At 63.8% G+C, this 23,101-nt stretch carries 25 protein-coding genes, 1 tRNA gene and 1 pseudogene; 12 read left to right on the top strand and 15 right to left on the bottom strand.

The genetic code is table 11. The features are described 5' to 3' along the window. Positions 1-222: 222 nt before the first annotated feature. Positions 223-1,248, bottom strand: a complete 1,026-nt coding sequence (locus C7R54_RS19235) for an NAD(P)/FAD-dependent oxidoreductase (RefSeq protein ID WP_129152009.1) — start codon at positions 1,246-1,248, stop codon at positions 223-225. Between the two features lie 269 nt (positions 1,249-1,517). Between C7R54_RS19235 and folB the strand changes: the two genes are divergently transcribed. Beyond that, on the top strand, positions 1,518-1,877 hold the full coding sequence (gene folB / locus C7R54_RS19230; RefSeq protein WP_129152065.1) for a dihydroneopterin aldolase: 360 nt from the start codon (positions 1,518-1,520) through the stop codon (positions 1,875-1,877). Positions 1,878-1,960: 83 nt separating this feature from the next. Continuing rightward, positions 1,961-2,932: a tRNA 2-thiocytidine(32) synthetase TtcA gene (gene ttcA / locus C7R54_RS19225; protein ID WP_129152008.1), complete on the top strand. Its 972-nt coding sequence runs from the start codon at positions 1,961-1,963 to the stop codon at positions 2,930-2,932. A gap of 54 nt (positions 2,933-2,986) precedes the next feature. On the opposite strand, the gene C7R54_RS19220 is transcribed toward ttcA, so the two are convergent. The 5 genes from C7R54_RS19220 to hemA form a co-directional block, all read right to left on the bottom strand. Further along, positions 2,987-3,559, bottom strand: a complete 573-nt coding sequence (locus C7R54_RS19220) for a UbiX family flavin prenyltransferase (protein ID WP_129152007.1) — start codon at positions 3,557-3,559, stop codon at positions 2,987-2,989. Continuing rightward, the gene (gene grxD / locus C7R54_RS19215; protein ID WP_129152006.1) at positions 3,556-3,882 is read right to left on the bottom strand and encodes a Grx4 family monothiol glutaredoxin; all 327 of its coding nucleotides are present in this window, start codon (positions 3,880-3,882) and stop codon (positions 3,556-3,558) included. Before grxD ends, C7R54_RS19220 begins: the two co-directional genes overlap by 4 nt. Positions 3,883-3,955: 73 nt before the next feature. Further along, positions 3,956-4,768, bottom strand: a complete 813-nt coding sequence (gene prmC / locus C7R54_RS19210) for a peptide chain release factor N(5)-glutamine methyltransferase (protein ID WP_129152005.1) — start codon at positions 4,766-4,768, stop codon at positions 3,956-3,958. 4 nt (positions 4,769-4,772) lie between these two features. Then, complete coding sequence (prfA, locus tag C7R54_RS19205) at positions 4,773-5,852, bottom strand: peptide chain release factor 1 (protein WP_129152004.1); 1,080 nt, start codon at positions 5,850-5,852, stop codon at positions 4,773-4,775. A gap of 81 nt (positions 5,853-5,933) precedes the next feature. Beyond that, complete coding sequence (gene hemA / locus C7R54_RS19200) at positions 5,934-7,208, bottom strand: glutamyl-tRNA reductase (protein WP_129152003.1); 1,275 nt, start codon at positions 7,206-7,208, stop codon at positions 5,934-5,936. A gap of 219 nt (positions 7,209-7,427) precedes the next feature. On the opposite strand from hemA, the gene C7R54_RS19195 reads away from it, so the two are divergent. From C7R54_RS19195 to C7R54_RS19185, 3 genes and pseudogenes are all read left to right on the top strand, one after another. Further along, positions 7,428-7,503, top strand: a tRNA-Phe gene (locus C7R54_RS19195). A gap of 169 nt (positions 7,504-7,672) precedes the next feature. Beyond that, positions 7,673-8,790 (top strand): annotated as a pseudogene (locus C7R54_RS19190) (IS3 family transposase). A 16-nt stretch (positions 8,791-8,806) separates the two neighbouring features. Then, complete coding sequence (locus C7R54_RS19185; RefSeq protein ID WP_129152002.1) at positions 8,807-9,001, top strand: hypothetical protein; 195 nt, start codon at positions 8,807-8,809, stop codon at positions 8,999-9,001. A gap of 53 nt (positions 9,002-9,054) precedes the next feature. On the opposite strand, the gene C7R54_RS19180 is transcribed toward C7R54_RS19185, so the two are convergent. From C7R54_RS19180 to C7R54_RS19170, 3 genes are read right to left on the bottom strand one after another with little or no spacing between them, the layout of a single operon-like run. Then, positions 9,055-9,507: a ubiquitination-like system serine protease family protein gene (locus C7R54_RS19180; RefSeq protein WP_129152001.1), complete on the bottom strand. Its 453-nt coding sequence runs from the start codon at positions 9,505-9,507 to the stop codon at positions 9,055-9,057. Continuing rightward, a complete protein-coding gene (locus C7R54_RS19175; RefSeq protein WP_129152000.1) occupies positions 9,504-10,721 on the bottom strand; it encodes a ThiF family adenylyltransferase in 1,218 nt (405 codons plus the stop codon). Before C7R54_RS19175 ends, C7R54_RS19180 begins: the two co-directional genes overlap by 4 nt. Beyond that, positions 10,696-10,971, bottom strand: a complete 276-nt coding sequence (locus C7R54_RS19170) for a multiubiquitin domain-containing protein (protein WP_158021246.1) — start codon at positions 10,969-10,971, stop codon at positions 10,696-10,698. Before C7R54_RS19170 ends, C7R54_RS19175 begins: the two co-directional genes overlap by 26 nt. Positions 10,972-11,147: 176 nt before the next feature. Between C7R54_RS19170 and C7R54_RS19165 the strand changes: the two genes are divergently transcribed. After that, positions 11,148-11,486 (top strand): helix-turn-helix domain-containing protein, encoded by a 339-nt coding sequence (locus C7R54_RS19165; protein WP_129151998.1) that lies wholly within the window; start codon positions 11,148-11,150, stop codon positions 11,484-11,486. Further along, positions 11,473-12,273 (top strand): ImmA/IrrE family metallo-endopeptidase, encoded by an 801-nt coding sequence (locus C7R54_RS19160; RefSeq protein WP_129151997.1) that lies wholly within the window; start codon positions 11,473-11,475, stop codon positions 12,271-12,273. The genes C7R54_RS19165 and C7R54_RS19160 overlap by 14 nt, the downstream gene beginning before the upstream one ends. 320 nt (positions 12,274-12,593) lie before the next feature. Here C7R54_RS19160 and C7R54_RS19155 read toward each other — a convergent pair whose 3' ends face one another. Then, a complete protein-coding gene (locus C7R54_RS19155; protein WP_275669697.1) occupies positions 12,594-12,749 on the bottom strand; it encodes a helix-turn-helix transcriptional regulator in 156 nt (51 codons plus the stop codon). Positions 12,750-12,822: 73 nt separating this feature from the next. Here C7R54_RS19155 and C7R54_RS19150 point away from each other — a divergent pair. Beyond that, positions 12,823-13,976, top strand: a protein-coding gene (locus C7R54_RS19150; RefSeq protein ID WP_240039599.1) for an IS3 family transposase whose coding sequence is annotated in 2 segments (ribosomal slippage) — positions 12,823-13,090 and positions 13,090-13,976 — 1,155 coding nt in all. Because the reading frame shifts where the segments join, the coding sequence is not laid out codon by codon here. On the opposite strand, the gene C7R54_RS19145 is transcribed toward C7R54_RS19150, so the two are convergent. Then, positions 13,973-14,254: a hypothetical protein gene (locus tag C7R54_RS19145; RefSeq protein ID WP_240039598.1), complete on the bottom strand. Its 282-nt coding sequence runs from the start codon at positions 14,252-14,254 to the stop codon at positions 13,973-13,975. The genes C7R54_RS19150 and C7R54_RS19145 overlap by 4 nt on opposite strands. A gap of 112 nt (positions 14,255-14,366) precedes the next feature. On the opposite strand from C7R54_RS19145, the gene C7R54_RS19140 reads away from it, so the two are divergent. Beyond that, on the top strand, positions 14,367-15,065 hold the full coding sequence (locus tag C7R54_RS19140) for a DUF6088 family protein (RefSeq protein ID WP_129151995.1): 699 nt from the start codon (positions 14,367-14,369) through the stop codon (positions 15,063-15,065). Further along, positions 15,062-16,108 (top strand): nucleotidyl transferase AbiEii/AbiGii toxin family protein, encoded by a 1,047-nt coding sequence (locus C7R54_RS19135; protein WP_129151994.1) that lies wholly within the window; start codon positions 15,062-15,064, stop codon positions 16,106-16,108. The genes C7R54_RS19140 and C7R54_RS19135 overlap by 4 nt, the downstream gene beginning before the upstream one ends. A 290-nt stretch (positions 16,109-16,398) precedes the next feature. On the opposite strand, the gene C7R54_RS19130 is transcribed toward C7R54_RS19135, so the two are convergent. Further along, positions 16,399-17,196, bottom strand: coding sequence for a TetR/AcrR family transcriptional regulator (locus tag C7R54_RS19130; RefSeq protein ID WP_158021245.1), 798 nt, complete (start codon positions 17,194-17,196; stop codon positions 16,399-16,401). 234 nt (positions 17,197-17,430) lie between these two features. Between C7R54_RS19130 and C7R54_RS19125 the strand changes: the two genes are divergently transcribed. Then, positions 17,431-19,050 carry an ABC transporter substrate-binding protein gene (locus tag C7R54_RS19125; RefSeq protein ID WP_129151992.1) on the top strand — a complete coding sequence of 540 codons (1,620 nt, stop codon included), beginning with the start codon at positions 17,431-17,433 and terminating at the stop codon, positions 19,048-19,050. 25 nt (positions 19,051-19,075) lie between these two features. Continuing rightward, entirely contained in the window at positions 19,076-20,395 is a 1,320-nt protein-coding gene (locus tag C7R54_RS19120) for an amidase (protein ID WP_129151991.1), read from the top strand. Positions 20,396-20,453: 58 nt separating this feature from the next. Here C7R54_RS19120 and C7R54_RS19115 read toward each other — a convergent pair whose 3' ends face one another. Genes C7R54_RS19115 through C7R54_RS19105 form a run of 3 tightly spaced genes read right to left on the bottom strand, consistent with a single transcriptional unit; the run spans position 20,454 to position 23,083 of the window. Then, positions 20,454-21,518, bottom strand: a complete 1,065-nt coding sequence (locus tag C7R54_RS19115; protein WP_158021244.1) for an AbrB family transcriptional regulator — start codon at positions 21,516-21,518, stop codon at positions 20,454-20,456. Between the two features lie 17 nt (positions 21,519-21,535). Further along, entirely contained in the window at positions 21,536-22,861 is a 1,326-nt protein-coding gene (locus tag C7R54_RS19110) for an amidase (RefSeq protein ID WP_129151989.1), read from the bottom strand. 21 nt (positions 22,862-22,882) lie between these two features. Then, positions 22,883-23,083 (bottom strand): hypothetical protein, encoded by a 201-nt coding sequence (locus tag C7R54_RS19105; protein ID WP_129151988.1) that lies wholly within the window; start codon positions 23,081-23,083, stop codon positions 22,883-22,885. Between the last annotated feature and the right edge of the window lie 18 nt (positions 23,084-23,101).

Raw genomic sequence — 23,101 nt, 5'->3', positions numbered from 1 at the left:
AACGAAACAATCAGCGAGGTAGCGATGGTCTTCATGGCAGTTCTCCTAGTCCTTGTCAGTGGGAGCAGACCGGTTCGGGTCATTCCGTAGGGGTCTGTTGCTGTTCCCGATGACTGCATTCTGCGCCGGCTGGGACTAGGGATAAACCCTTGAACCGCTAAATCACTTTTCCAAAAAACTAGCAAATACGGCTATTCCATCGATAAATAACATCTATTGCCCCTACCGGCGGAACGGACGCGTGCCGCCTTCCCGGCCGGCCTGCCGCTCGATGGCGGCCTGTATTGCCTTGGCCGCCACCACGCCGTCCGCCATGGCGGTCACCACGCAGGGGTGCATGCGATTGGCGACCTCGCCGATCGCGTAGACGTCCTCCGCGCTGGCACGCGCGGTGGCGAAGTCGGTGTGGATATATCCGCGCTCGTCGCGCCGCAGCGCCAGCGAGGCGGCGAAATCCGCCTGCGGCTCCCAGCCGTGGAACACCAGCAGCAGGTCGTAGGCCTGTCCATCGACCTGGCGCGCGTGGGGATCCGCCCGGTACGCGCCCAGCCGCAGGTCCGCTGCCGGCACGGCGTCGACCAGCTGCGGTCGCGCCCGCACGGTGCGGGCATACAGATGCACGGTGCGCGCGCCGCGGCTCTTCACATAGGCGTAGTTTTCGAAACCGTTGTCGCCGCCGCCCAGGACGGCCACCGACAGGCCTGCATAGTCCTGTTCCACGATGGCGGATCCGGGCCCCACCAGCACGCCGGGCCAGCGGTCTCCGGGCGCGGCGTCCGCCAGGTTGCGTGCGCGCACCCCGGAGGCGATGACCAGGTGGCGGCCGTACAGCACTTCGAGGCCTTCGCTCCCGACGTCGGGACGCGCGCCGGCGCTGCGCCAACTATCGGACGCACCATCGACCACGCAGCTCGCGCCATGCGGGGCCTGTCCGCCGGCACCGGTAGCTTGCACCGTCACGGCATACCCCTCGTCCGTGCGCGCCACCGCCACGGCGCGGCGCCCGCAACGCACCGGCACGCCCGCCGCCTCTATGCTGCGGGCGATATTGGCGCCCACCTGCTGGCCAGTCACGCCCGGCAAGGCGGCGATCCAATCGTCCGCGAAGGGATTGTCGTTGGGCAGGCCGCCCGGGCGCGCGCCGGTCTCCACCAGCAGCGGCGCCAGCCCCAGCCGGGCCAGCCAAACGGCGCAAGACGCCCCTGCCGGGCCGCCTCCCACGATGATGGCGTCGCTGTATTGCGGCATTTCAATTTTTGCTCAAGTTGATATGAGGAGAATTGTAGCGGCGGCCTCCAGCGGATCCGCATGGCGACGGCCCGCCTCTCATGGCAGCCCCAGCGGGGACCCACATTGAGGAGCCACATTGGGGCACCACACACATTGGGGCGCGGCCCCGCGCACGCTCTCCGGGCCGCGTGCCGCCAGGCGCCGCCGGCGCGGGTCACGGCGCGTGCCGACGCGGCATACCCCGCCACGGATTTACAATGCGGGGGCTTATTCTTCTCCCCGCCATCATGCCTACCCGCCGCATCATCTTTTCCCGCCTCGCCCTCGACGCCCGCATCGGCATCCTGGAGCACGAGCGCCGCGCCACGCAACCGCTGCACGTCGATGCCGAAATCGACGTCGACATCACGCGCGACGTGGACGACCATGACATCCACAGCGTGCTGGACTACCGCGCGCTGCGCGAGGCCATCGTGGCGGTCTGCACGCATTCGCACGTCAATCTCATCGAAACGCTGACCGAACAGGTGGCGGAGCGCCTGATGAAGGACTTCAAGGACATCCGGGCAGTGCGCATCCGCATCAGCAAGCCCATGGCCTTTTCCGATTGCGCCGCCGTCGGCGTGGAGATCTATACCAGTCGCTGATTCAGCCCCTGACCTCGGCCCCTGACTCAGTCGATGACTCAACCGCTGACTCAGCCGCTGGCCCCTCGCTCCCCTGCCCCATCATGAACGCCCCCGACTCCACCGCGGTCGCGGAAGCCGCCAAGGCCACCCGCTCCAAGGCCCGCCTCGAATCCAACAAACTGGCCAAGCGGCTGGCACGCGAAACCACGCGCGCCCTGTCCGACTACAACATGATCGAGGCCGGCGACCGCGTCATGGTCTGCCTGTCCGGCGGCAAGGACTCGTACAGCCTGCTCGACGTGCTGATGCGGCTGCGCGAACGCGCGCCCTTTCCCTTCGAGCTGATCGCGGTCAACCTCGACCAGAAGCAGCCGGACTTCCCCTCCGAGGTACTGCCCGACTACCTGCGTGGACTGGGCATCCCCTTCCACATCGAGACGCGCGACACGTATTCCGTGGTCAAGCGGCTGGTGCCGGAAGGCAAGACCATGTGCTCGCTATGCTCGCGCCTGCGGCGTGGCATCCTGTACCGTGTGGCCGACGAACTGGGCTGTACCAAGATCGCCCTGGGCCATCACCGCGACGACATCCTGGGCACGTTTTTCCTGAACATGTTCTATGGCGGCAAGCTAAAGGCCATGCCGCCGAAGCTGGTGTCCGACGACGGCCGCCACACCATCATCCGCCCGCTGGCCTATATCGAGGAATCCGACCTCGCGGCCTATGCGGCGGAGAAGAACTTCCCCATCATTCCCTGCAACCTGTGCGGTTCGCAGGAAAACCTCAAGCGCAAGGAAGTCGGGCGCATGCTGCGGGAGTGGGACCGCAAGTACCCGGGGCGCTCCTGGAGCGTCTTCAATGCCCTTTCCAGCGTGGCGCCTTCGCACCTCATGGACCGCCAGCTCTTCGATTTCGCGGGCCTGCGTCCCACCGGGCGGCCTGACGCGAACGGGGACACGGCGTTCGACCAGGAAGCGCCTGGCGACGGACAGGCGCCTGGCGGCGAAGACGGCTGCGCGCCCTCCTCGCCGCAGGACGGCGAGGCAAGACTGACCTTCGTCAGGTTCGAATGAACCGCCGGCGCCGCCGTGGCGCATCGTCCGCGGCGGCGTCCGGTCGATGATGCGTCAGGTGCCTTCCCACTGCGGGGCGGGCACGGAAATACCGAACAGGTCCAGTACCCGCGCCACGGTGTGGTCGACCATTTCCTCGATCGAGGACGGCTTGAAATAGAAGGCCGGCAAGGGCGGAAAGACGATGCCGCCCATCTCGGTGACGGCCGTCATGTTGCGCAGGTGCGCCAGGTTGTAGGGCGTTTCGCGCACCATCAACACCAAGCGGCGACGCTCCTTGAGCGTCACATCGGCCGCACGCGTTATCAGGTTGTCGGAAAGGCCGTGCGCCACCGCCGCCAGCGTGCGCATGGAACATGGCGCGATCACCATGCCGGCGGTGGGAAACGCGCCGCTGGCCAGCGTGGCGCCGACGTCGCGCACGCTATAAGCATGGTCCGCCAATGCATGCAGGGCCTGCCGGCCCATGTCGAGTTCGTGCTTGGCGTTGAGCACGCCGGACGCCGAGACCACCAGGTGCGTCTCGACGTCGGGAACCGCTTGCAGCGCCTGCAGCAGGCGCACCGCGTAGAGAGACCCGGTGGCGCCCGTCACGCCGACCACCAGCCGGCGCCTGGACTGCGTCACGCAGTGGCTCCGGCGGCTTCCAGCATCTTCTTCAGCTCGCCGCTTTCATTCAGCTCGGACATGATGTCCGAACCGCCGACGAATTCGCCGGCGATGTACAGCTGGGGAATCGTGGGCCAGTTCGAAAACGTCTTGATGCCCTGGCGGACCTCGTCGTCCTCCAGCACATTGACGGTCACCAGCTTCTTCACGCCACAGCCCTTGAGCAGCTGGATGGCGCGGCCGGAAAAACCGCATTGCGGAAACTGGGCCGTGCCCTTCATGAACAGCACCACGGGGTGCTGGGTGACGGTTTCACGGAGGAATTCTTGAACGTCGCTCATGGCTCACTCGCTGGGCCGGCTGGCCCGTATGGAAAGAATGGGGGGTATGAATAATGGGTAATCAATGGGGTGATTATAGGTACCCGCCGGAAATCCGCTCTATGCCGGCCAGGTCCCGCCGACTGGCGACCCCGCGCAGGCCGGCCGCCTCCAGCAAGCGGCGCACCGCGGGCGCCTGGTCCCAGCCGTGTTCGACCCAGATGGCGCCGCCCGGTTTCAGGTGCTCGGGCGCCCCTGCGATGATGGTCCGCAGGGCAGCCAGGCCGTCGGCGTCGTCGGTCAGGGCCTGGCGCGGCTCGAACCGCAGGTCGCCCTGTTCCAGATGGGGGTCCTGGCGGGAAATATAAGGGGGGTTGGAAACGATGAGGTCGAACTTGCGCACCGCCGTCAGGGCCTGGTACCAGTCGCCCGGGGCGAAATGCACCCTGGCCTTGAGCCGAAGCGCGTTTTCCGCCGCCACCTTGAGCGCGGCCAGGCTGTAGTCGGTGGCCAGCACCGCCACGTCAGGCCGGGCCAGCGCGATGGAAATGGCGATGGCGCCGCTACCCGTGCCCATGTCCAGCACCGACAACGAGTCGAAGCCTTGCAGCCATTCCAGCCCGGTTTCCACCAGCAGTTCGGTTTCCGGGCGAGGGATCAGCACATCCGGCCCCACCTTGAACGCATGCCCCATGAATTCCCGCTCGCCCAGCAGATACGCGATGGGTTCGCCGGCCGCGCGGCGGGCCGCCAGCACGGTGTAGGCGCGCACCGCTTCCGGGGGCAGCGGGTCGGTGTCGTGTGCCAGGATCCAGCTGCGCGGCTTCTGCAGGACGTGTTCCAGCAGCATGCGCGCCTCCAGCCGGGGCAAGCCGGCGGCGAACAGGATGTCCTTGGCGGTGGCCACTTCCTCAGTCCTCGCCCAGGGCGGCCAGCAGTTCGGCCTGGTGCTCGGCGATCAAGGCGCCGATCAGTTCATCCAGGTCGCCCTCCATGATCTGCAGCAGCTTGTATAGCGTCAGGTTGATGCGATGGTCGGTCAGACGGCCCTGCGGGAAGTTGTAGGTGCGGATGCGTTCGGACCGGTCGCCGCTGCCGATCAGGCTCTTGCGCTGGGCCGCTTCCTTGCTCTGCCGCTCGCGCTGCTCCTTGTCGCGCAGGCGCGCCACCAGCACCTGCATGGCCTTGTCCTTGTTGCGGTGCTGGGAACGGTCGTCCTGGCATTCCACCACCAGCCCGGTCGGCAGGTGGGTGATGCGGACGGCGGAATCGGTCTTGTTGATGTGCTGGCCGCCCGCGCCGCTGGCACGGAAGGTATCGATGCGCAGGTCGGCCGGATTGATGACGATATCGGTCATCTCGTCGGCTTCGGGCATCACCGCCACGGTGCATGCCGACGTATGGATGCGTCCTTGCGCTTCGGTGGCGGGGACTCGCTGCACGCGATGTCCGCCGGATTCGAATTTCAGGCGGCCGTACGCGCCATCGCCGTCGATGCGGACGATGACTTCCTTGTAGCCACCCAGTTCGGACGGGCTTTCCGACATGAGCTCGACCTTCCAGCCCACCCGTTCGGCATAGCGCGTATACATGCGCAGCAGGTCGCCGGCGAACAGCGCGCTTTCGTCTCCGCCGGTTCCCGCGCGGATTTCCAGGAACAGGCTGCGGCCGTCGTCCGGATCGCGCGGCAGCAGCAGCACCTGCAGCGAGGCGCCGAGCTCTTCTATCCTGGCCTTGGCGCTCTTGATCTCGTCCTCGGCCATGGCTTTCATTTCCGGATCGGCGAGCAGCTCCTGCGCGGTGGCCAGGTCGTCCTCGGCCCGCGTATAGGCGGCAAAGCCCTGCACCACGGGTTCGATTTCCGCGCGTTCGCGCGAAAGCTTGCGGAAGCGGTCCATGTCGGACGCGGCATCGGGCTCGGCGAGCAGGGCATCCAGCTCGATCAGCCGCCTGGACAATTGCTCCAGGCGGTCACGCATGGAAGATTTCATAGGTCAGCGCAGGAAGGGAAAACGGGGAAACAAGGGCGCGGACCAGGACGGCCGCGCCGGGGCGATCTGCGACGAGGGTCGCTAACGCCGGTTGTCGCGGCCGGGGAACAGGCGCGGCACCATGGCCAGCAGCTGGGTACGGTCTTCACCCTCGCTGCGGTTCAGGGCGGCCAGCGGCGCGTGAAGGTACTTCTGTGTCAGCGAGTGGGCCAGTTGTTCCAGCACGGCCTCGGGAGACTCGCCGCGCGCCAGCAGGCGGCGGGCGCGTTCCAGCTCGGCCGCGCGGACATCGTCGGCGGCGGCGTGCAGGTCCTGGATGACCGGCACGACGGCGCGGGTCTGCAGCCAGTGCATGAAATTCTGCACACGGCTCTCGATGATGGATTCGGCCTGCACCACGGCGGCGCGGCGCGCGTCGGCGCCGCTCTGCACCACGCGGCCCAGGTCATCGACGGAATACAGGTAGACGTCGTCCAGCCGGCCGACTTCGGGCTCGATATCGCGCGGCACCGCCAGGTCGATCATGACGATGGGGCGGTGGCGGCGTTGGCGCGTAGCCCGCTCCACCATCCCCAGGCCGAGGATGGGCAGGGAGCTTGCCGTACAGGACACGATGACGTCGAATTCCGCCAGGCGGTCCGGCAGGTCGGCCAGCTTCATGGTGCCCGCGCCGAAGCGGCCCGCCAGGGTTTCGGCGCGTTCCGCCGTGCGATTGGCGACCACCATCTCGCGCGGCTTCTGGGCGGCGAAATGGGTGGCGCAGAGTTCTATCATTTCGCCCGCGCCGATGAACAGCGTGCGGGCATCGGCCATATTGCCGAAGACGCGCTCGGCCAGGCGCACCGCGGCGGCGGCCATGGACACCGACTCGGCGCCGATGGCGGTTTGCGAGCGCACTTCCTTGGCGACCGAGAAGGTCCGCTGGAACAGTTGGTGCAGCAGCGTGCCGAGCGACCCGGCTTCGCCGGCGGCGCGCACGGCGTCCTTCATCTGGCCCAGGATCTGCGGTTCGCCCAGCACCATCGAATCGAGGCCGCTGGCCACACGGAAGGCGTGGCGCACGGCGCCGTCCTGCTGGTGGCGGTACAGATGCGGTTGCAGGTCGACGGCCTGGATGCGGTTCACGTCGGCCAGCCACGCGGGCAGTTGCTCGGCCACCTGCGGCTCGGCCGCGCAATAGACCTCGGTGCGATTACAGGTGGACAGGATGGCCGCTTCGCGCACCTTGCCGCCGAACGCGGCGCGCAGGCCCTCCAGGGCCGGGCGCAGCAGGTCGACGGGCATCGACACGCGCTCGCGCACCGAAACCGGAGCGGAGGTGTGATTCAGGCCGAAAGTAAGGACGTCTACCGACATTTGGGCGTAATCCGCGTGCAACGCGGGCGGGGGAGCCGGGGCGTGGTGGAACCGGGCGGATCGCCAGACGCGGGACTCCCAGGGCAAACGATTATAACGCTTGGCGTAAAAATGACAGATTGCGACGGGCTGGGCGAGAAGGAACCTTGGCTTTCCTCAAATTTTCTGCGGCTTGGTCTGCACGAGAGCAAAAAATTGTGTATAGTTGCGGACTTCGTTGGCCTGGTAGCTCAGTCGGTAGAGCAGAGGATTGAAAATCCTTGTGTCGGTGGTTCGATTCCGCCCCAGGCCACCAAGAATCCCAATAGAATCAAATACTTAGCCCAGCCACCGCGCTGGGCTAAGTGCTTTCTGGGATGTGTTCTGACGTTTTTCTGTCGGTGCTACTGGTGGTCCCGTAAGCTCCCCCCACTGGGTAGGCATCAGCCAGTAGAATTTCGGAGCCTCCAAAGTCGGAGACTCCCTTGAAGAAAAGCAGGTTTACAGAAAGCCAGATCGTTGCGGTGTTGAAGGAAGGCGAGACCGGAGTTCCGGTCGCCGAGTTGTGCCGCAAGCACGGCATCAGCAACGCCACGTATTACCAGTGGAAGAGCAAGTACTCGGGCGTGCAGGTGTCCGAGCTGCAACGGTTGCGCGAGCTGGAGGCCGAGAACGCCAAGCTTAAGCGCATGTACGCCGATCTCGCCCTGGAGAATTCGGCGATCAAGGATGTTCTGAACCGAAAATCCTGACGCCGTCGGCCAGGCGCGAGGTGGTCGAGCAGTTGGTGCAAGCCCGCTTGTCGATCACGCGTGCCTGTCGCATTGCTGGCCTGTCGCGGGCGGCGTACTACAAGCGGCCGGCCTCGGCATCTGAGCGAGATGCCGATGTGATCGAAGCGCTCAATGCCATCGTCAGCCGGCACGGGCGCTGGGGATTCTGGAAGTGCTTTACCCGGTTGCGGCTCGATGGCCGCTGCTGGAACAAAAAGCGTGTGCATCGGGTGTACTGCGATATGGGTTTGAATTTGCCTCGGCGTTGCAAGAAGCGGTTGCCAGACCGCCCTCGCCAGCCGCTGGACCTGGCAAGCGAGCCAAACCGCTGCTGGGCATTGGACTTCATGCACGACGCCCTGTATTGAGGCCGGCGGTTCCGAACGTTCAATGTGATCGACGAGGCCAATCGGGAATGCTTGGCCATCGAGGTTGGCACGTCGATCCCATCTGCCAGGCTGATCCGCGTCTTGAGTCGCTTGGTCGACTGCTACGGCGCGCCGGATGCCATACGGCTGGACAACGGGCCGGAGCTAGTCTCCCAAGCATTCACCGAATGGGCTGCGGTAAAAGGCATCGCGGTTCGATACATCCAGCCGGGCAAGCCCAATCAAAATGCCTTTATCGAGCGTTTCAACCGAACGTACCGCACGGAAGTGCTCGATGCACATCTGTTCGCCAACCTGGAGCAGGTCCAGGCCATCACCGACCAGTGGCTGGTCGATTACAACGAATACCGTCCCCATGAAGCCCTGGGTGGCGTCCCGCCGGTGCAGTACATGCCCCGGCTAACCCATGCTCCGAATCTCTATCGGCCGTTGTCTAGTTGACAGGGGTGGCTACGGCATGACCGAAGATAACGGCATTGATATTGAGATTGCGCTTCAGAAATTTCACGAGCTAGGTGTAGCTGACGGTGACATCGGGCATGCCTACTGGTATCAAATTGGCCAACTACTCAGGCGCTCGGCGGGCTTGCAATCGGAGATAGACGCGCTCATTAAAGAGTTAGAACAGTGCCGCGCCCTTCTGGGACGGTAAGCCCATCACTCGGCGACCATCAGGCACAGTGAGGCACCGCCCGAACGAATCAATTACGAGCCAAACCAACGCAGCAATGCAGTCCAGAGCCGTCGGATGACCGAACCCAAGGTCTCCGTTTTCGCGCTTTCTGCCTGCGCAGCACGGTCTTTCTCCTTGTTTACCATCGCAACGTATCGGGTCTTGTCTACACGGTCGCGTGCTTGAACGCGTGCAATCTGCTGCTGGGTCATGCCACCGGACCAAGCGATTCGATTGCGCCGAATCCAGTAGTGCGAATGGCACGCGTAGTTCCAGTTGCCGATGGATGGATAAAGGCTTACTAGACCACCTTCATTTCGTAGCTGCCACTCCACAGGCGAGAGAGGTGTCACCACTTTCTCCCCACAACCACACGCACAAAGATGAGATGCGGTCTTGTATTTTTGACTGATATACAAGACTCCAGGCTCAAGCACCTTCGGGACAAACTCTACGAATTTCGGCTTGATCGCATCCAACTTCATGGCTGCGTCTCGACGGTAGGTACTTGCCTTGCAAGGGAGGGCATATTGACGGAGAACAGCATATTGTTTGTGTCGAAGTCTGCCTGATAAAAACCGCAGTGCTGCTTCCATCGCATGACTGCGAGCTGAGCGTTCAGTGCGTTCATGTCCGCCACTTGGATGCTCTGCCGATATAGAACATCCTCGTCACCATCGTCCGTAGGGACGCACTGCTCCAAGTGGTCGTTCCGCTCTGGGGTCGCGATTGTTACCCGACAGCTGCCCAGCAACTTCATAGACTGCTTCACTAGTTGCAAATTCATCCCAACATCAATGAAGGGGATGCCCTGCGCCAGGAGGTAGGTAAAGATGAGTTTGCGCGCGGCACCCTTGTCCACGCAAATGAAGACAAAGTCGAAACCTTGGAGCTCGTTGACGTTCGACTCGTCCAGGTAGTATGGATGGCTTTTCAGGCCTCGGTGCATGGCATCATATTTGCCATGGAAGTATTCCGTCTTGAATTGCCTCGCGTCGATTTCCTCTGCGGTAGCGGCACCGGGTGACCGGAAGGCATTGTGCTGCATGTAGAGGTCGCCATCAAACATATGAATCTCATGAATAGGCGTCTTCGCGAGCTGGTCAAGCACGTAGGAGCCCGTACCCCCTAAGCCGACGACGGCGACTTTTTCCATGGCTAGGCGAGCAGACGTCGTCATGATTTCCGCCCTGGCCGACGCCGTGTCCGCGTAACGGAAAACCGATGTCCCCTCTTCTGCAATGGTTAGGCGGCCTGTCTGCGCGGTGGCCAAAGGCTCCAACACGCGCGCTTGAGCCTGAATCAGGTTCGCGTAGTGCGTGACCTTCTGGTAATGGTCCTGGTAGCCGTTAGTACCAAAGGGCTTGTTGGAGAAGCGATGGTCAATGGTGCAGCCGGGAAAGAGCTCTTGGCGCGTGTGTTCGTTTTCAAGCTGCGACATCGGCTTACCATCCGCGAAGCAGGGATACTCGCCCGCCCACCAAACCTGGTGCGTATCGCCCCTTGTGTTGTCGGGCGGTATCACGCTGCCGCCGCTTTGAAGGTAAAGGCAGACCATCATGCCCAGCTTGACCTGCTTGTCAGCCGTTACGTAGGGTACGCGGTGCACCAGCAAATGTTGCTGGCGCATTTCGACTTCGTAGCCGGCGTCAACAAGCTGTTGCAGGCCCGAATCAGGAGCGATTGGTTTTGATGACATTGAAGCTCATCCCGTCTTTGACTACGGTTTTCTGGCCCGGGGCCAGAGTGCCATCATGACCATGCGGGTTCGCGTAGCTGACGGAATAGAGGATGTCGAACGGGCCCCCAGGGAAGGCGAGACGCACCACCTGCTCGTACGTCAGATGATGGTCAGACACCGTCTCTTGCTGGCCGTTGATGACGATGTCGTACGTTTTTTCCTTGCTAGGAGCGGCGGCCGTTTGTTCTGCGGAATGCTCGGAATTCATAACTTTTTCCTTGTAAGAAAGCACCCCTAGGGGCGGAAGCATCTGCGGCCTCACACCTTCCGAGAACGCGTCGTTATATTAATCTAACGATCTCATTGTCGTCAACTATTGTGATACGAGTCGTTTTTGACATAGAATTCTTTGATGAGAAGCATTTCGTTGGCTAGGAGCACGCAATGTCCCTAGGTGCCAAACTGACAGAGTTGCGCCTGCGTAAAGGCGAATCCTTGCAAGACGTTGCCAATGCGGCGGACGTGTCCAAGACGCATATATGGCATATGGAGAAGGGCAGCAGTGGGAACCCGTCTCTGGAACTACTTCGCAAGTTAGCTGACCATTTTTCTGTGCCAATGTCGTATCTGGCAGGCACAGACGACGAATCCACACTGGAGGACGTCGAGGCGCAACAATTTTTCCGCGACTTCAAGTCTCTATCGGAAGCTGAACAGGACGTGTTGAAGCAAACGCTGCAGCTTTTTAAAAGCAAGAAGGCGCCGATAGATGGTTCAACTTGACCTAATTGAACTTGCCGACCTTGTTCGGCCAGAACAACTTGTTGCGGAAATCCTTAGGCAGAATCCGCAGCTCCCAATCCCGGTGCCCATCGAAGAATTGGCGCACTTGGCAGGCATCTCGAAGATTGAGGCTTTTGACAGCGTCGGATTCGAGGGCGCCCTCCTGACCAATGCGACCAAGTCGGAGGGAGCCATCTTTTTCAGCTCACTGAGCCCTCGCCCACGCCAGCGATTCACAATCGGCCATGAGCTTGGGCATTTTTTGCTCCCGTGGCATCGGCAGACATCCTTTCAGTGCACAGCGGAGGACATCAGTTCGCGAAGCAAAAAGGATTGGGAACTCCAGGCAAACCAATTCGCCGCAGAGTTGCTCGCGCCGGAACCGCTGGTCAGGCGCTTGCTTCGCCCGCTCAAGGAGCCTGAGCTCGTCCACATTCTTCAGCTGCGCGACGAGTTCGGGACTAGTTTTGAGATGACCGCTCGGCGAGTCGTGGAGCTCAATGATTATGCTTGCGCAGTTGTCTTCTCCAAGGACGACGTTGTGCGCTACACAATTCGCAGCGAGTTCTTCACAGAATGGCTAAGCGTTCGAAAGGGGGACCGGCTACCTGCCCAAAGCCCCAGCCGTAACGCCACGAGCGACCCGGAGGAGTGGCACGAAATTGAAGCCCACTGGTGGCTTGCGGAGCCGACGGGTCGCTCTCATCAGCCTGAGACAATCTACGAACAGACTTTGGTTCAGGACTTTGGGCACAAGGTAACGCTCCTAACCTACGAACCCGAGTAGAGGTTGCCTTTCTTTTGCACAAATCATGTCCAGTCTGCCCTCTCGCCACTGCGGCTAGCTCATGAGGATGAAAGACGGGCCCCAGGGCTTTCTATACCTCATTATCCGGCAGCAGGACAATTATCCCTTTGCCGGATAATGAGGTATAGCGTCGGCAGGCCACCCGGTCTGCAGCACCCAGAAGTTGTCCTGAGTAGATCTCCCGAAGAGCCCAAGCACCAAGGAGCTCGCGGGAGCTAGGGGCTCAGTATGGTGGCAGTTGGAGCGCTGCCACTGCAAGCCAGGACCCTCGCTCAGGCTATTGGGCGCCTGGCAAGTCACTAATGCAGCGTCCAAGCTTCCTGCGCCGAAAACATCCGGCGCTGCCAAGAATTCACGGAAACTTCGCTCCAGTAGACATACTTCCCTACCCGTACGGATGGCGGAAAGGTGCCGGCATTCACCATATTCTCCAACGTACGGGGCGAGATATTCAAGCGCTCGCACAGTGGGCTTGCCCTATCTCTCCGGACACATCAGATGGCATGATGATGCCTGGAGAGCAGAAATATGGCACGGACCAGAAGAACCATCACGGACGAGTTCAAGCGCGAGGCGGTACGCCTGGCTGAACAGCCGGATAGCAACGTATCGAAAATCGCCCAGGATCTTGGGGTAGATCCCAGCGTACTGCGTCGGTGGGTGACGCAAATGCGTGGCGGCACATGGGAGCCGACTGCTGGTAAACCGCTCAAGAGCGCCCAACAGCAGGAAATCGAGCAGTTGCGCCGGGAATTGGCAAAGGTCAAGACCGAACGGGACATACTAAAAAAAGCGGTCGGATACTTTGCCAAGGACCAGACATGAAGTATCCGTTTATCGCCCGACATCGGGCCGTCTGGTCGGTCAGCGAGCGGTGTCGAACCCTGGGCGTATCGCGCAGCGGCTTTTACGAATGGCATGGCCGCTCGCCCAGCGCTCGGGAACAGGCCAACGAGCGATTGACTGGCCGTATCCGAGAGAGCTTCCAGGCCAGCGATCGGACATACGGCAGCCCTCGGGTATGGCGGGATCTGCGCGCGTGGGGCGAGCACTGCGGTAGGCATCGAGTGGCACGTCTGATGCGTCGCGCAAACCTCGTGGCACGAACCAGGCGCCGTCGCCATCCGTCAGATACGGGGCCAAGATCGGCTCATGCGATCGCCGCCAACGTGCTGGATCGAGACTTTACGGCCCGCGCGCCCAACCAGAAATGGGTGGCTGACTTCACCTACGTCTGGACCGCGGAGGGCTGGCTTTACGTGGCGGCCGTCATGGACTTGTACTCACGACGTATCGTCGGTTGGTCCATGCAGGCCAGCATGACGTCGCAGTTGGTGACCGACGCCCTGATGATGGCGTTGCATCGGCGAGGCCGACCGCGCGAAGTCCTGCATCACTCCGACCAGGGCAGCCAGTACACCAGTGAGCAGTTCCAGATGCTGCTGGCCGACGCCGGGATCGTGTGCAGCATGAGCAAGCGGGGGGACTGCTGGGATAATGCCGCCATGGAGAGCTTCTTCTCCACGCTGAAAACCGAACGCCTGAACCGACGAATCCACCGATCCCGAGATGAATGTCGCGCCGACGTGTTCGACTACATCGAGCGGTTCTACAACGCACGACGCCAGCACTCAACGCTGGGATACGTCAGCCCCATGCAGTTCCAGGCGGCGACTTGTTAGGTTAAACAACCTGTCCGGCGGAACGGGGCAAGCCCATAGTTCATCGGCACTTGCCTGATCAGATCCAACAAGCTGGACCGATAACCCGCTCGCTCCACATAGAATCCGATAGCTTGGTGATAGGGATAAGTGTGGCCAATCACCTTCATCATGGCTGCCAAGGCATCGACCGACACCTGTTCTTTAGCCAATTGGAAAGCATTGAGTACCTCGAACACCCCGCCGGCATAGGCGGGGTGTACCGTGATATCGATGAGCGTTCGTTCCAGATTGGTCACGGGGACGGTTGAAGGCTCACATGGGCATCTTCTGTCTGGGATTGATCACAAATTTCGGACACGGTTGCCAATAGTCCGAAAAAGATATACAAATATCGGACAGAGGTACTCTATGACCGTTCTCAAGAGCCAGATCCTGGCCCACATGGACACGGCCTCCCCCGGCCAAGTGTGGGTGCCGACCGATTTCGTCCATCTTGGCGGCCGCGATGCCGTGGACAAGGCATTGCAGCGCCTGGTCGCATCGGACCAACTGCGTCGCATCGATCGTGGCCTGTACGACCGCCCCAAGATGAACAGCCTGACCAAGAAGCCCACGGCCCCGGACTACCGCGCGGTCGTGGACGCCATCGCCCGCCGCGATCAACTGCGCCTGCTGGTCGATGGCATGACCGCAGCCAACGACCTGGGCCTGACCGATGCCGTGCCCGCACACGTCACGATCCACACCGACGCGCGCCGGCGCAGTATCCAACTCGACAAACTGACGATCCAGTTCAAGCTGACGGCGCCGAGCCGCCTGTATTGGGCCGGCCGGCCGGCCATGCGCGTCGTGCAGGCGCTGCATTGGATCAAGGACACCTTGCCGGCGGACAAGCCGCGCATCGTCAAGCGGCTGTCCGCGCTGCTGGACGATCCAGCGCAGGGCGACGCAATCCGCCAAGACCTGCTGGCCGGTTTTCACACGCTGCCGGCGTGGATGCAGGCCGTCGTCCGCGAACTGCCCGGCTGCGACCCGCAGGCCGGCGCATCTGAGGCGTCGGCGGCCGGCTCTCCCGGGCGCCGCACTCGCGCCGAGGCCCTGGAATGAACCCGAATTTCAATACGATCATCCAGGCGAGCGACGAGGAACGGCGCGGCCTGTTCCTGACGGCGGCCGCTCGCTTGGGCACAGCGGTCCAGAACGTCGAGAAGGACTTCTGGGTGTGCTGGACCCTAGATGCGCTGTTCAACGGCATGCCGCCAGGCGGCCCGCGGCTGCTGTTCAAAGGCGGCACGTCGCTGTCGAAGGCATTCGGACTGATTTCGCGGTTTTCCGAAGACATCGACATCACTGTGTTTCGCCAAGACATCGGCGAGCCGATCGAGGCCGCGGATCTTGACGCCCTGAGCGGCAAGCAGCGGCGCATCCGGCTCGAACGCATCCGCGTGGCCTGCCAGCAATACATCGTCGAGGGCATGGCAGTGCAGCTCCGCGAGATCGCTTCGCGGGCCATACCCGCCGACCGTTTCCGCGTGGACCTGGACCCCGACGATCCCGACCAGCAAACGCTGCTTTTCTGGTACCCCGCCGTGACTGCCGCACCGGGCGACTACATCCGCTCAGCCGTGAAGATCGAGGCCGGCGCCAAATCGGCGCTTGACCCGCACGAAGCGGCCACCGTCATCCCCTACATCGCCGACGATCTACCCGACCTCGACATGGCCGTGCACAACGTCACTACCGTCAAGCCTGAACGCACATTCTGGGACAAGATCATGATTCTGCATGGCTTGCTCCAGTGGCACGACCGCCGGGGGCAACTGCGTCAGGGTGGCCAGCGCGTCTCGCGGCACTACTACGACATCTACCGCCTGCTGCAGCATCCCGACGTGACGGCCTGGCGGGCCAACCGCGAGCTGGCGCAAGACTGCGCGCGGCACGCCCGACTGTTCTTCGGCAGCGCCGACCTGGGACTGGATACTGCAGCACACGGCACTTTCACCCTGACGCCGTCGCAGTCCATGCGCGAGGCCCTTGCACGCGACTACGTGGCGATGGGTGGGATGATCTTCGGACCGTTGCCTGAGATCAAGGACGTGCTGCATGTCATCGAAGCGTTGGAATCTCGCTTGAACGCACCTGACGTATAGGTACGATGGACTTGCATCCAACGCGATGGGACGCGCCGCGATCCTGTCAACCCTACGGTATTGGGATCGAACCACAGACCGTTTTCGGTAAACATCTTCGCGTCTTCATCATGGACGGCGTCGAGCGGCTGTCACTCGCGTACCTGCGCTTCGTACGCGGTGTGATTGACCGCCCCGAGCTTGCCGAGGGCCCGCAGATTGCGGATCCGGCGGCTTTCGCCAAGCGGGTGAGCGCACTAGTGCTAAAGGCGCCAGGCCACGCGGACCCGCGCTGTGGTCCGCGGCATCCCTCAGCGCGCCGGCTCGGCGGGCGCGCTTTCGCGCAGCGCTGGCGCGCCCTGCCCGGGACGCAGGTCCTGGTCGCTCCATACGGCGGGCGCGCTCAGTCCCAGCAGGGTGCTGATGACCAGTTCGCGCAGCACCAGTTCGTCGTCGTCCAGGTCGATCATCGCGCCTTCGCCGGACAGCACCTGGAATTTCCTCGACAACGGATCGCAGTTCGACAGCAGGTGCATGGCCGCGCCGCGGGCGAATTCATAGCGCCAGATCAGCTCCGCCCGCGTCAGTTGCGGCAGGCTGTCGGCCATGGCGTCGATGAAGATCTCCGCGTAGTCGTTCAACTGGCGGCCTATGTACAAGGTGTAGTCGCTGTCCGGCACGGCGCGCAGGTGGTTCTCGGCACGGATGAACAGGCGCCCGCCGTCGGCGGCGCGCTCGCTTTGCACGATCGGCCGGAACAGCGCGTCCAGGATGACCGGGATCGGCACCGGGTTCGGCCGGAAGCGCTGCTTGGCATCCTCCAGCAGCCTGCGCCGCTCGATGTTGACGGGCTCCAGGATGGACATCAGCGCCGCGCGGACCAGCGCGTCTTTCGAGCCGAAGTAGTAATTGACGGCGGCGACGTTGACGCTGGAGGCGTCGCAGATGTCGCGCACCGTCGTGGTGGCAGGCCCCTTCAGGGCGATCAGTTGCCGGGCGGCTTGCAGGATGCGTTCCGCGACGGGGGAATCGGCGCCGCTTGGGGGGGCTGGGACGTCGGGCGTGCCGGGCCTGGCCGCGTCGGCGCGCAGCAGGGGAAAGTTCGCCACAGGTTCCTCCTTATGTTTGAATTTCCTGTTTTGTTTTATAAGCACAGCGCTCACCACTGAGGGGATCTACGCGCCATTTCGCGATATTTTAAGTGGAAACCCCAATATTTAGACGCCGGCTTGGCCTATAGAGTAAAACAAATGTTTTATTTTTGGCCAATACAACACTGGCAATCCCAGATCTGACGCGCACCCCGCGCGGCGGGCAGGCTTGCCAAACAGGGGAATTCTGCCATGCCTGGATCCGCGGTTTCGGCGGTGAAACGTCTTGCGGCCTCTTTTTGCGCCGCCCTGGTACTTGCCTCGCCCGCGGCCGGCGCGCAGGCTGAAAAAGTCCTGCGGGTCGCCGCCACCTTCGCGGACATACCCCTGACCACCGGCCAGCCCAGCCAGGGCGGCGAGGGCCAGCGGTTCGTCGGCTATCAGCTCTATGACGCGCTGATCCGGTGGGATCTGTCGCGCGCCGACGTGGCCGCCTCCCTGGCGCCGGGCCTGGCGCAGAGCTGGTCATCCGATGCGGCCACGCACAAGGTGTGGACGTTCAAGCTGCGGCCGGGCGTGAAGTTCCACGACGGTTCGGCCTTCGACGCCGAGTCCGTGGTCTGGAACCTCGACAAAGTGCTCAACCGCGGCGCGGCGCAGTTCGACCAGGCCCAGGCCACGCAGGCCAGCCAGTATGTGCTGAACATCGCCTCTTACCGCGTGGTCGATCCGCTGACGGTGGAGATCGCCACCAAGGCAGCGGATGCGACGTTTCCATATATGGTGGCGGGCATCATGATCAGCAGTCCGGCCCGCTACAAGGAACTGGGCGGAGACTGGAGCAAGATCGCGTTCAAGCCCTCGGGCACCGGCCCGTGGATGCTGGACAAGCTGGTGCCGCGCGAGAAGATCGAGATGGTGCGCAATCCCAATTACTGGGACCCGGCGCGCGTGCCCAAGTCCGACCGCCTGGTGGTGCTCGCCATGCCGGACTCCAATACGCGCGTCGCGGCACTGCTGTCGGGCCAGGTCGACTGGATCGAGGCGCCGCCGCCCGACACGATCCCGCGCCTGAAGTCCGGCGGCATGCAGATCGTGACCAACATCTATCCGCATATCTGGCCCTATCAGCTGAGCTACTCGCCGGATTCGCCGTTCCGGGACATCCGCATCCGCAAGGCAGCGAACCTGGCCATCGACCGGGTGGGCCTGTCGGAATTCCTGGGCGGCACCGCCATGCCGGCCAGAGGGATGGTCGATCCCAAGCACCCGTGGTTCGGCAAGCCGAACTTCAAGATCGAATACAACCCCACGGAAGCCAGGCGCCTGATGAAAGAGGCCGGCTACACGCCCGAGAAGCCGCTGAAGATCAAGCTGGCGGTGTCGACCGCGGGATCCGGCCAGATGCAGCCCTTGCCCATGAACGAGTTCATCCAGGAAAACTTCAAGGAAGTCGGCATCGACGCCGAACTGGTGGTAATGGAGTGGGAGGAACTGCGCGCCCACCGGCGCGCCGGCTCGGACGACCCGTCCAACAAGGGCATCGCGGGCATCAACAACAGCTTCGGCTACTGGGATCCGTTCATCGGCCTGCTGGGCGTGGCGGGCTCCAAGCTGCGCCCGCCGGCGGGCTACAACTGGGGCGGTTTCAGCGACCCGGAGACCGACAGGCTGGTCGATGCCGCGTTCAACGAATTCGATCCCGCCAAGCAGAACGAGATACTGGCCCAGCTGCACGCGCGCATCGTCGACCAGGCCATGTGGATCTGGGTGGTGCACGACCTGAACCCGCGCGCCCTGGGACCCAAGGTCAAGGGTTTCGTGCAGGCGCAGAGCTGGTACCAGGACCTGACGCCGGTCTACGTCGAGTGAACAAGATCCTTCCTGGAGAAAACGCATGGAACCGTATGAGCTGACCGCGTCGCAGGCATCGGCGCTGATCGCGGAGAAGAAACTGTCGTGCGAGGAGTTGGCGCGATCGACCCTGGCCCGCATCGAGGCGCGCGACCCGCTCGTCAAGGCCTGGAGCTACGTCGACCGCGACATGGTGATCCGCAACGCCCGCGAGCTGGACAAGACGCCGCCCAAGGGCCCGCTGCACGGGCTGACGGTAGGCGTGAAGGACATCATCGAGACGGCGGACATGCCGACGCAGCACAATTCGCCGTTGTACCTGGGCCACCAGAGCGGCCAGGATGCCGCCTGCGTGGCGGTGGTACGCCACAGCGGCGCACTCATCGTGGGCAAGACCGACACGGTCGAATTCGCCTTCCGGGGCCGCAAGGCGGCCACGCGCAACCCGCACAACCTGGACTACACGCCGGGCGGCTCGTCCTCGGGCTCGGGTGCGGCAGTGGGCGACCTGCAGGTGCAATTGGCCTTCGGCACGCAGACGGCGGGCTCGGTGATCCGCCCGGCCGCCTATAACGGCATCTACGGCATGAAACCCACGCACGGCGCGGTCAGCCGCGAAGGCGCCAAGAACACCTCGCACACGCTGGACACCATCGGCTGGTACGGCCGGTCGGTGGACGACCTGGCGCTACTGGCCCAGGCCTATCGGCTGTTCGGCACCGAGGCGGCCCGGCCAGTCGCGCTCAAGGGCCTGAAGGTGGGCCTGTGTCCATCTCCCGCCTGGCAGCACGCGGACGCCTACGGCCGGGCCGCGCTCAAGGCGGCCGGCCGCCGGCTGGAGGCCGCCGGCGCCATCGTCACCGAACTGGCGCTGCCCGCGGCGTTCGCCGGCATGTTCGACGCGCAGAACACCATCATGTATGGCGAGGCGCGCGGCGCCCTGTTGGCGGACTACCTCGGCCCCCGCAGCCACCTGCTGGCCGAACACTATCGCGAGGTGGTCGGCAACCTGCACGGCATCACGCCCCAGAAGATGTGCGCGGCCTACGACCTGGCCGCGAGATGCCGAATGGACTTCGAGGCCTTGTTCGGCCCCGGGCTGGACGTGGTGCTGGCGCTGGCCTCACCCGGCGAGCCGCCGCAGGGGCTGGGCGACACGGGCAACCCCATCTTCAACTCCATGTGGACGCTGCTGCACGTGCCGTGCGTGGGAATTCCCGTGGGCAAGACGCCGAAAGGCCTGCCGCTGGGCGTCCAGCTGGTGGGGCCGCGCTTCGCCGACGACCGCGTGCTGGACATCGCTCGGGCCTGCGCGCCGGCCATCCACGAGAACGATGCGCTGGGCGTGATCGAGCCCGCGTAAGCGGGTCCGGCCGGGCGGGGCCGCGCCCTGCCCGGCCCGGTCCTGGAACGGCTCGCGCTCAGGCCAATGCAGCCCTGGCCAGCCAGCGCCCCACGAAAGGCCCCACCAGGATCACCACGAACAGCCGGAATGTCTGCAGCGCAACGACGAATGGCATGTCCGCCTGCACGCTGAGCGCCAGGGCTGACACCGAATCCAGCCCGCCCGGACTGGTGGCCAGGTAGGCCGTCATGGGGCTGACCCCGGCCGTCAGGGTCAGTACCCAGCCCGACACCCCGCACAGGAAGATCAGCGCCAGGATGCCCACGATGATGGCGGGCATGGTCCGCACCAGGGGCAGCAGCAGGTTGCGGCGAAATTTCAGGCCGATGGTCCAGCCGATGGTGCAGAACGCCAGAATGGACAACCAGTAAGGCACGTGCAGGTCGATCGTGCCGCTCAACTTGAATACGCTGCCCAGCATCAGGGGCATGAACAGCGTGCCCGCCGGCATGCGCATGGCACGCCCCAGCATGGCGCCCGCCACCGCGATGAGCAGGGTTGCGGCGGCGGCAAACCACGCCTGCCATCCCTGCGCGGTGTGCACGCCCGCCGCCGTAAGGGGTGGGGCCGGTTCGCCCGGCTGCATCAGCAGATGCGATACCGCCGTGGTCGAAAGCACCACGATCAGCACGCGCGTGTACTGCATCAGCGCGACGATGCGAGGATCGCCGCCGAAATCCGCCGACATGGCGGACATCGCCGACGCCGCGCCGGGCATGATGCCCCAGACCCCAGTGCTTCCCGGCAGGGATCCCCAGCGTGCCAGCACGACGCCCGTAGCCACGGCTGCCAGCATCGTCAGCGTGACCGAGACAACCATGGGCCACAGGTGCAGGCCGACACTCTGCAGCACGCTGATTTCCAGCGTGGAAGCGATGACGCAGCCGATGACGCCCTGGGCCACGCCGAAGACCGGCAGCGGCACCGCGATGCGGGCGCCGCGCAAGCCCATGAGGACCGAGGCGGCCATGGCGGAGACGAGGACGCCGCCGCTGAGTCCGGCCGACACGGCGGCTGTACCGAACAACGCGGACAACAGGACCAGCAGGCCCCATTGCGTAACACAGGATCGGGAGGGCACGGTGTGGATTGCCTGCGTCAAGCCTGGATAACGCCCAGCGCGTTGTTTTCGTGGATGGCGGGCGCGCAGGCGTGGGCAATATGGATCAGCCGGGCATCCGCGAAGCGCGGTCCCACCAGCTGGATGCCCAGCGGCAGGTTGCGCGGGCTCTTGCCCACCGGGATGGCCAGGCAGGGCACGTGCAGCAGCGTCCACATGGCATTGAAGACCGGGTTGCCCGACGAGGACAGTCCTTCGGGCGGCTCGCCCGGCGAGGCCGGCGCCATCACAACGTCCACCGTGCCGGGGATCATCGCGTCGAACTCCATGCGGCACCTGGCGGCGAGATCGTAGGCGTCCACCAGCATCTTCGGCGTGATCTGGGGATCGTTCTTCGTATTCTCGACGATGTCGACGAAGTGCTGGGCCAACAGGTGACGCTGGGGGCCCAGGTAGACGGGAAGGAAGGCGCCGCGGCCTTCACCGTAAATCACGGCGTGCTGGGCGTCGTCCAGGCCGGCGAAGGAAGCGGGCAGGTCGAACTCGACCACGATGGCGCCGGCTTTCTCCAGGCGGCGGCCCGCTTCCAGCAGCGCCGCCTTGGCATAGCCGTCGGCCTTGTCCCAATAGGGCGTGCGGCACAAGCCGACGCGCAGGCCTTTCAGCGCGACCGTCTCCGGCGCATCGATGCCGAACAGGCGGAATTCGCGGGCCACCAGTTCCAGGTCGTCCACCGAACGGCCGTACCAGCCGATGGTGTCCAGCGTGTGAGAGTAGTTCTTGGCGCCCTCGCGGCTGACCGCGCCGTGCGTGGGCTTGATGCCGTATATGCCGTTGAAGGCGGCCGGGCGGATGTGCGAGCCGCCAGTCTGCGTGCCGAAGGCCAACTGCACCTGCAGGTCGCCCACCGCCGCGCCGGAGCCGGAGGACGAGCCGCCCGGCGTGTGAGCCCCGTTGTGCGGATTGTGCGTCGCGGCCATACGGCCTCCCGAGGCGAATTCCACCGTGTCGGTCTTGCCCACGATGAGCGCGCCACCGTGGCGCACCACCGCCACGCAGGCGGCATCCTGGCCGCTCTGGTGGCCGGCGTACAGCGGCGAGTTCTGCTGCGTAGGCATGTCGACGGTCTCGATCACGTCCTTCACGCCGAAGGTCAGGCCATGCAGCGGAGTCTTCGGCGGCGTCTTGTCCAGGTCACGCGCCTTGCGGATGACCATATCGCGGTCAACGTAGCTCCAGGCCTTGACGACGGGTTCGCGTTCCTCGATGCGCGCCAGCGTCGAGCGGGCGAGTTCTTCGCAGGACAGTTTCTTCTCGGCGATCAGCTTCGAGGCCGCGGTGGCGGTCAACTCATAGGGTTCCATGGCGTTTCCTGGAAAAGGGGCTTATTCGGTGGGCATCACGAAGGTCAGGGCCGGCTCGCGGTCTTTCGACGGCATGCGCGGAATACCCAGTCCCGTCTGGGACACGGTGGCCGACAGCTCGTGCATGCGTTTGATCTGTGCTTCAGGCAGGACGATGCCGTAGCGCCTGCAGTGCGCCACGATCTCGTCGTAGGTCCAGCTTCCGGTCGTATCGGTGTTCATATGGCAGGTCTCCTGAAG

The organism is Achromobacter aloeverae (genome assembly GCF_004121055.1).
Taxonomy (GTDB): Bacteria; Pseudomonadota; Gammaproteobacteria; order Burkholderiales; family Burkholderiaceae_B; genus Bordetella_C; species Bordetella_C aloeverae.
This window is presented reverse-complemented; position numbering and strand designations above follow the sequence as displayed.

What these genes read in the sequence shown, in the direction of transcription:
- C7R54_RS19175 (WP_129152000.1), bottom strand. Translation starts at nt 10,721, where the DNA reads ATGTCATCAAAACCAATCGCTCCTGATTCGGGCCTGCAACAGCTTGTT.
- C7R54_RS19235 (WP_129152009.1), bottom strand. Translation starts at nt 1,248, where the DNA reads ATGCCGCAATACAGCGACGCCATCATCGTGGGAGGCGGCCCGGCAGGG.
- C7R54_RS19140 (WP_129151995.1), top strand. Translation starts at nt 14,367, where the DNA reads ATGACCGTTCTCAAGAGCCAGATCCTGGCCCACATGGACACGGCCTCC.
- prfA (WP_129152004.1), bottom strand. Translation starts at nt 5,852, where the DNA reads ATGAAATCTTCCATGCGTGACCGCCTGGAGCAATTGTCCAGGCGGCTG.
- C7R54_RS19180 (WP_129152001.1), bottom strand. Translation starts at nt 9,507, where the DNA reads ATGAAGTTGGATGCGATCAAGCCGAAATTCGTAGAGTTTGTCCCGAAG.
- C7R54_RS19165 (WP_129151998.1), top strand. Translation starts at nt 11,148, where the DNA reads ATGTCCCTAGGTGCCAAACTGACAGAGTTGCGCCTGCGTAAAGGCGAA.
- folB (WP_129152065.1), top strand. Translation starts at nt 1,518, where the DNA reads ATGCCTACCCGCCGCATCATCTTTTCCCGCCTCGCCCTCGACGCCCGC.
- grxD (WP_129152006.1), bottom strand. Translation starts at nt 3,882, where the DNA reads ATGAGCGACGTTCAAGAATTCCTCCGTGAAACCGTCACCCAGCACCCC.
- C7R54_RS19185 (WP_129152002.1), top strand. Translation starts at nt 8,807, where the DNA reads ATGACCGAAGATAACGGCATTGATATTGAGATTGCGCTTCAGAAATTT.
- C7R54_RS19110 (WP_129151989.1), bottom strand. Translation starts at nt 22,861, where the DNA reads ATGGAACCCTATGAGTTGACCGCCACCGCGGCCTCGAAGCTGATCGCC.
- C7R54_RS19125 (WP_129151992.1), top strand. Translation starts at nt 17,431, where the DNA reads ATGCCTGGATCCGCGGTTTCGGCGGTGAAACGTCTTGCGGCCTCTTTT.
- ttcA (WP_129152008.1), top strand. Translation starts at nt 1,961, where the DNA reads ATGAACGCCCCCGACTCCACCGCGGTCGCGGAAGCCGCCAAGGCCACC.
- C7R54_RS19160 (WP_129151997.1), top strand. Translation starts at nt 11,473, where the DNA reads ATGGTTCAACTTGACCTAATTGAACTTGCCGACCTTGTTCGGCCAGAA.
- hemA (WP_129152003.1), bottom strand. Translation starts at nt 7,208, where the DNA reads ATGTCGGTAGACGTCCTTACTTTCGGCCTGAATCACACCTCCGCTCCG.
- C7R54_RS19105 (WP_129151988.1), bottom strand. Translation starts at nt 23,083, where the DNA reads ATGAACACCGATACGACCGGAAGCTGGACCTACGACGAGATCGTGGCG.
- C7R54_RS19135 (WP_129151994.1), top strand. Translation starts at nt 15,062, where the DNA reads ATGAACCCGAATTTCAATACGATCATCCAGGCGAGCGACGAGGAACGG.
- C7R54_RS19120 (WP_129151991.1), top strand. Translation starts at nt 19,076, where the DNA reads ATGGAACCGTATGAGCTGACCGCGTCGCAGGCATCGGCGCTGATCGCG.
- C7R54_RS19170 (WP_158021246.1), bottom strand. Translation starts at nt 10,971, where the DNA reads ATGAATTCCGAGCATTCCGCAGAACAAACGGCCGCCGCTCCTAGCAAG.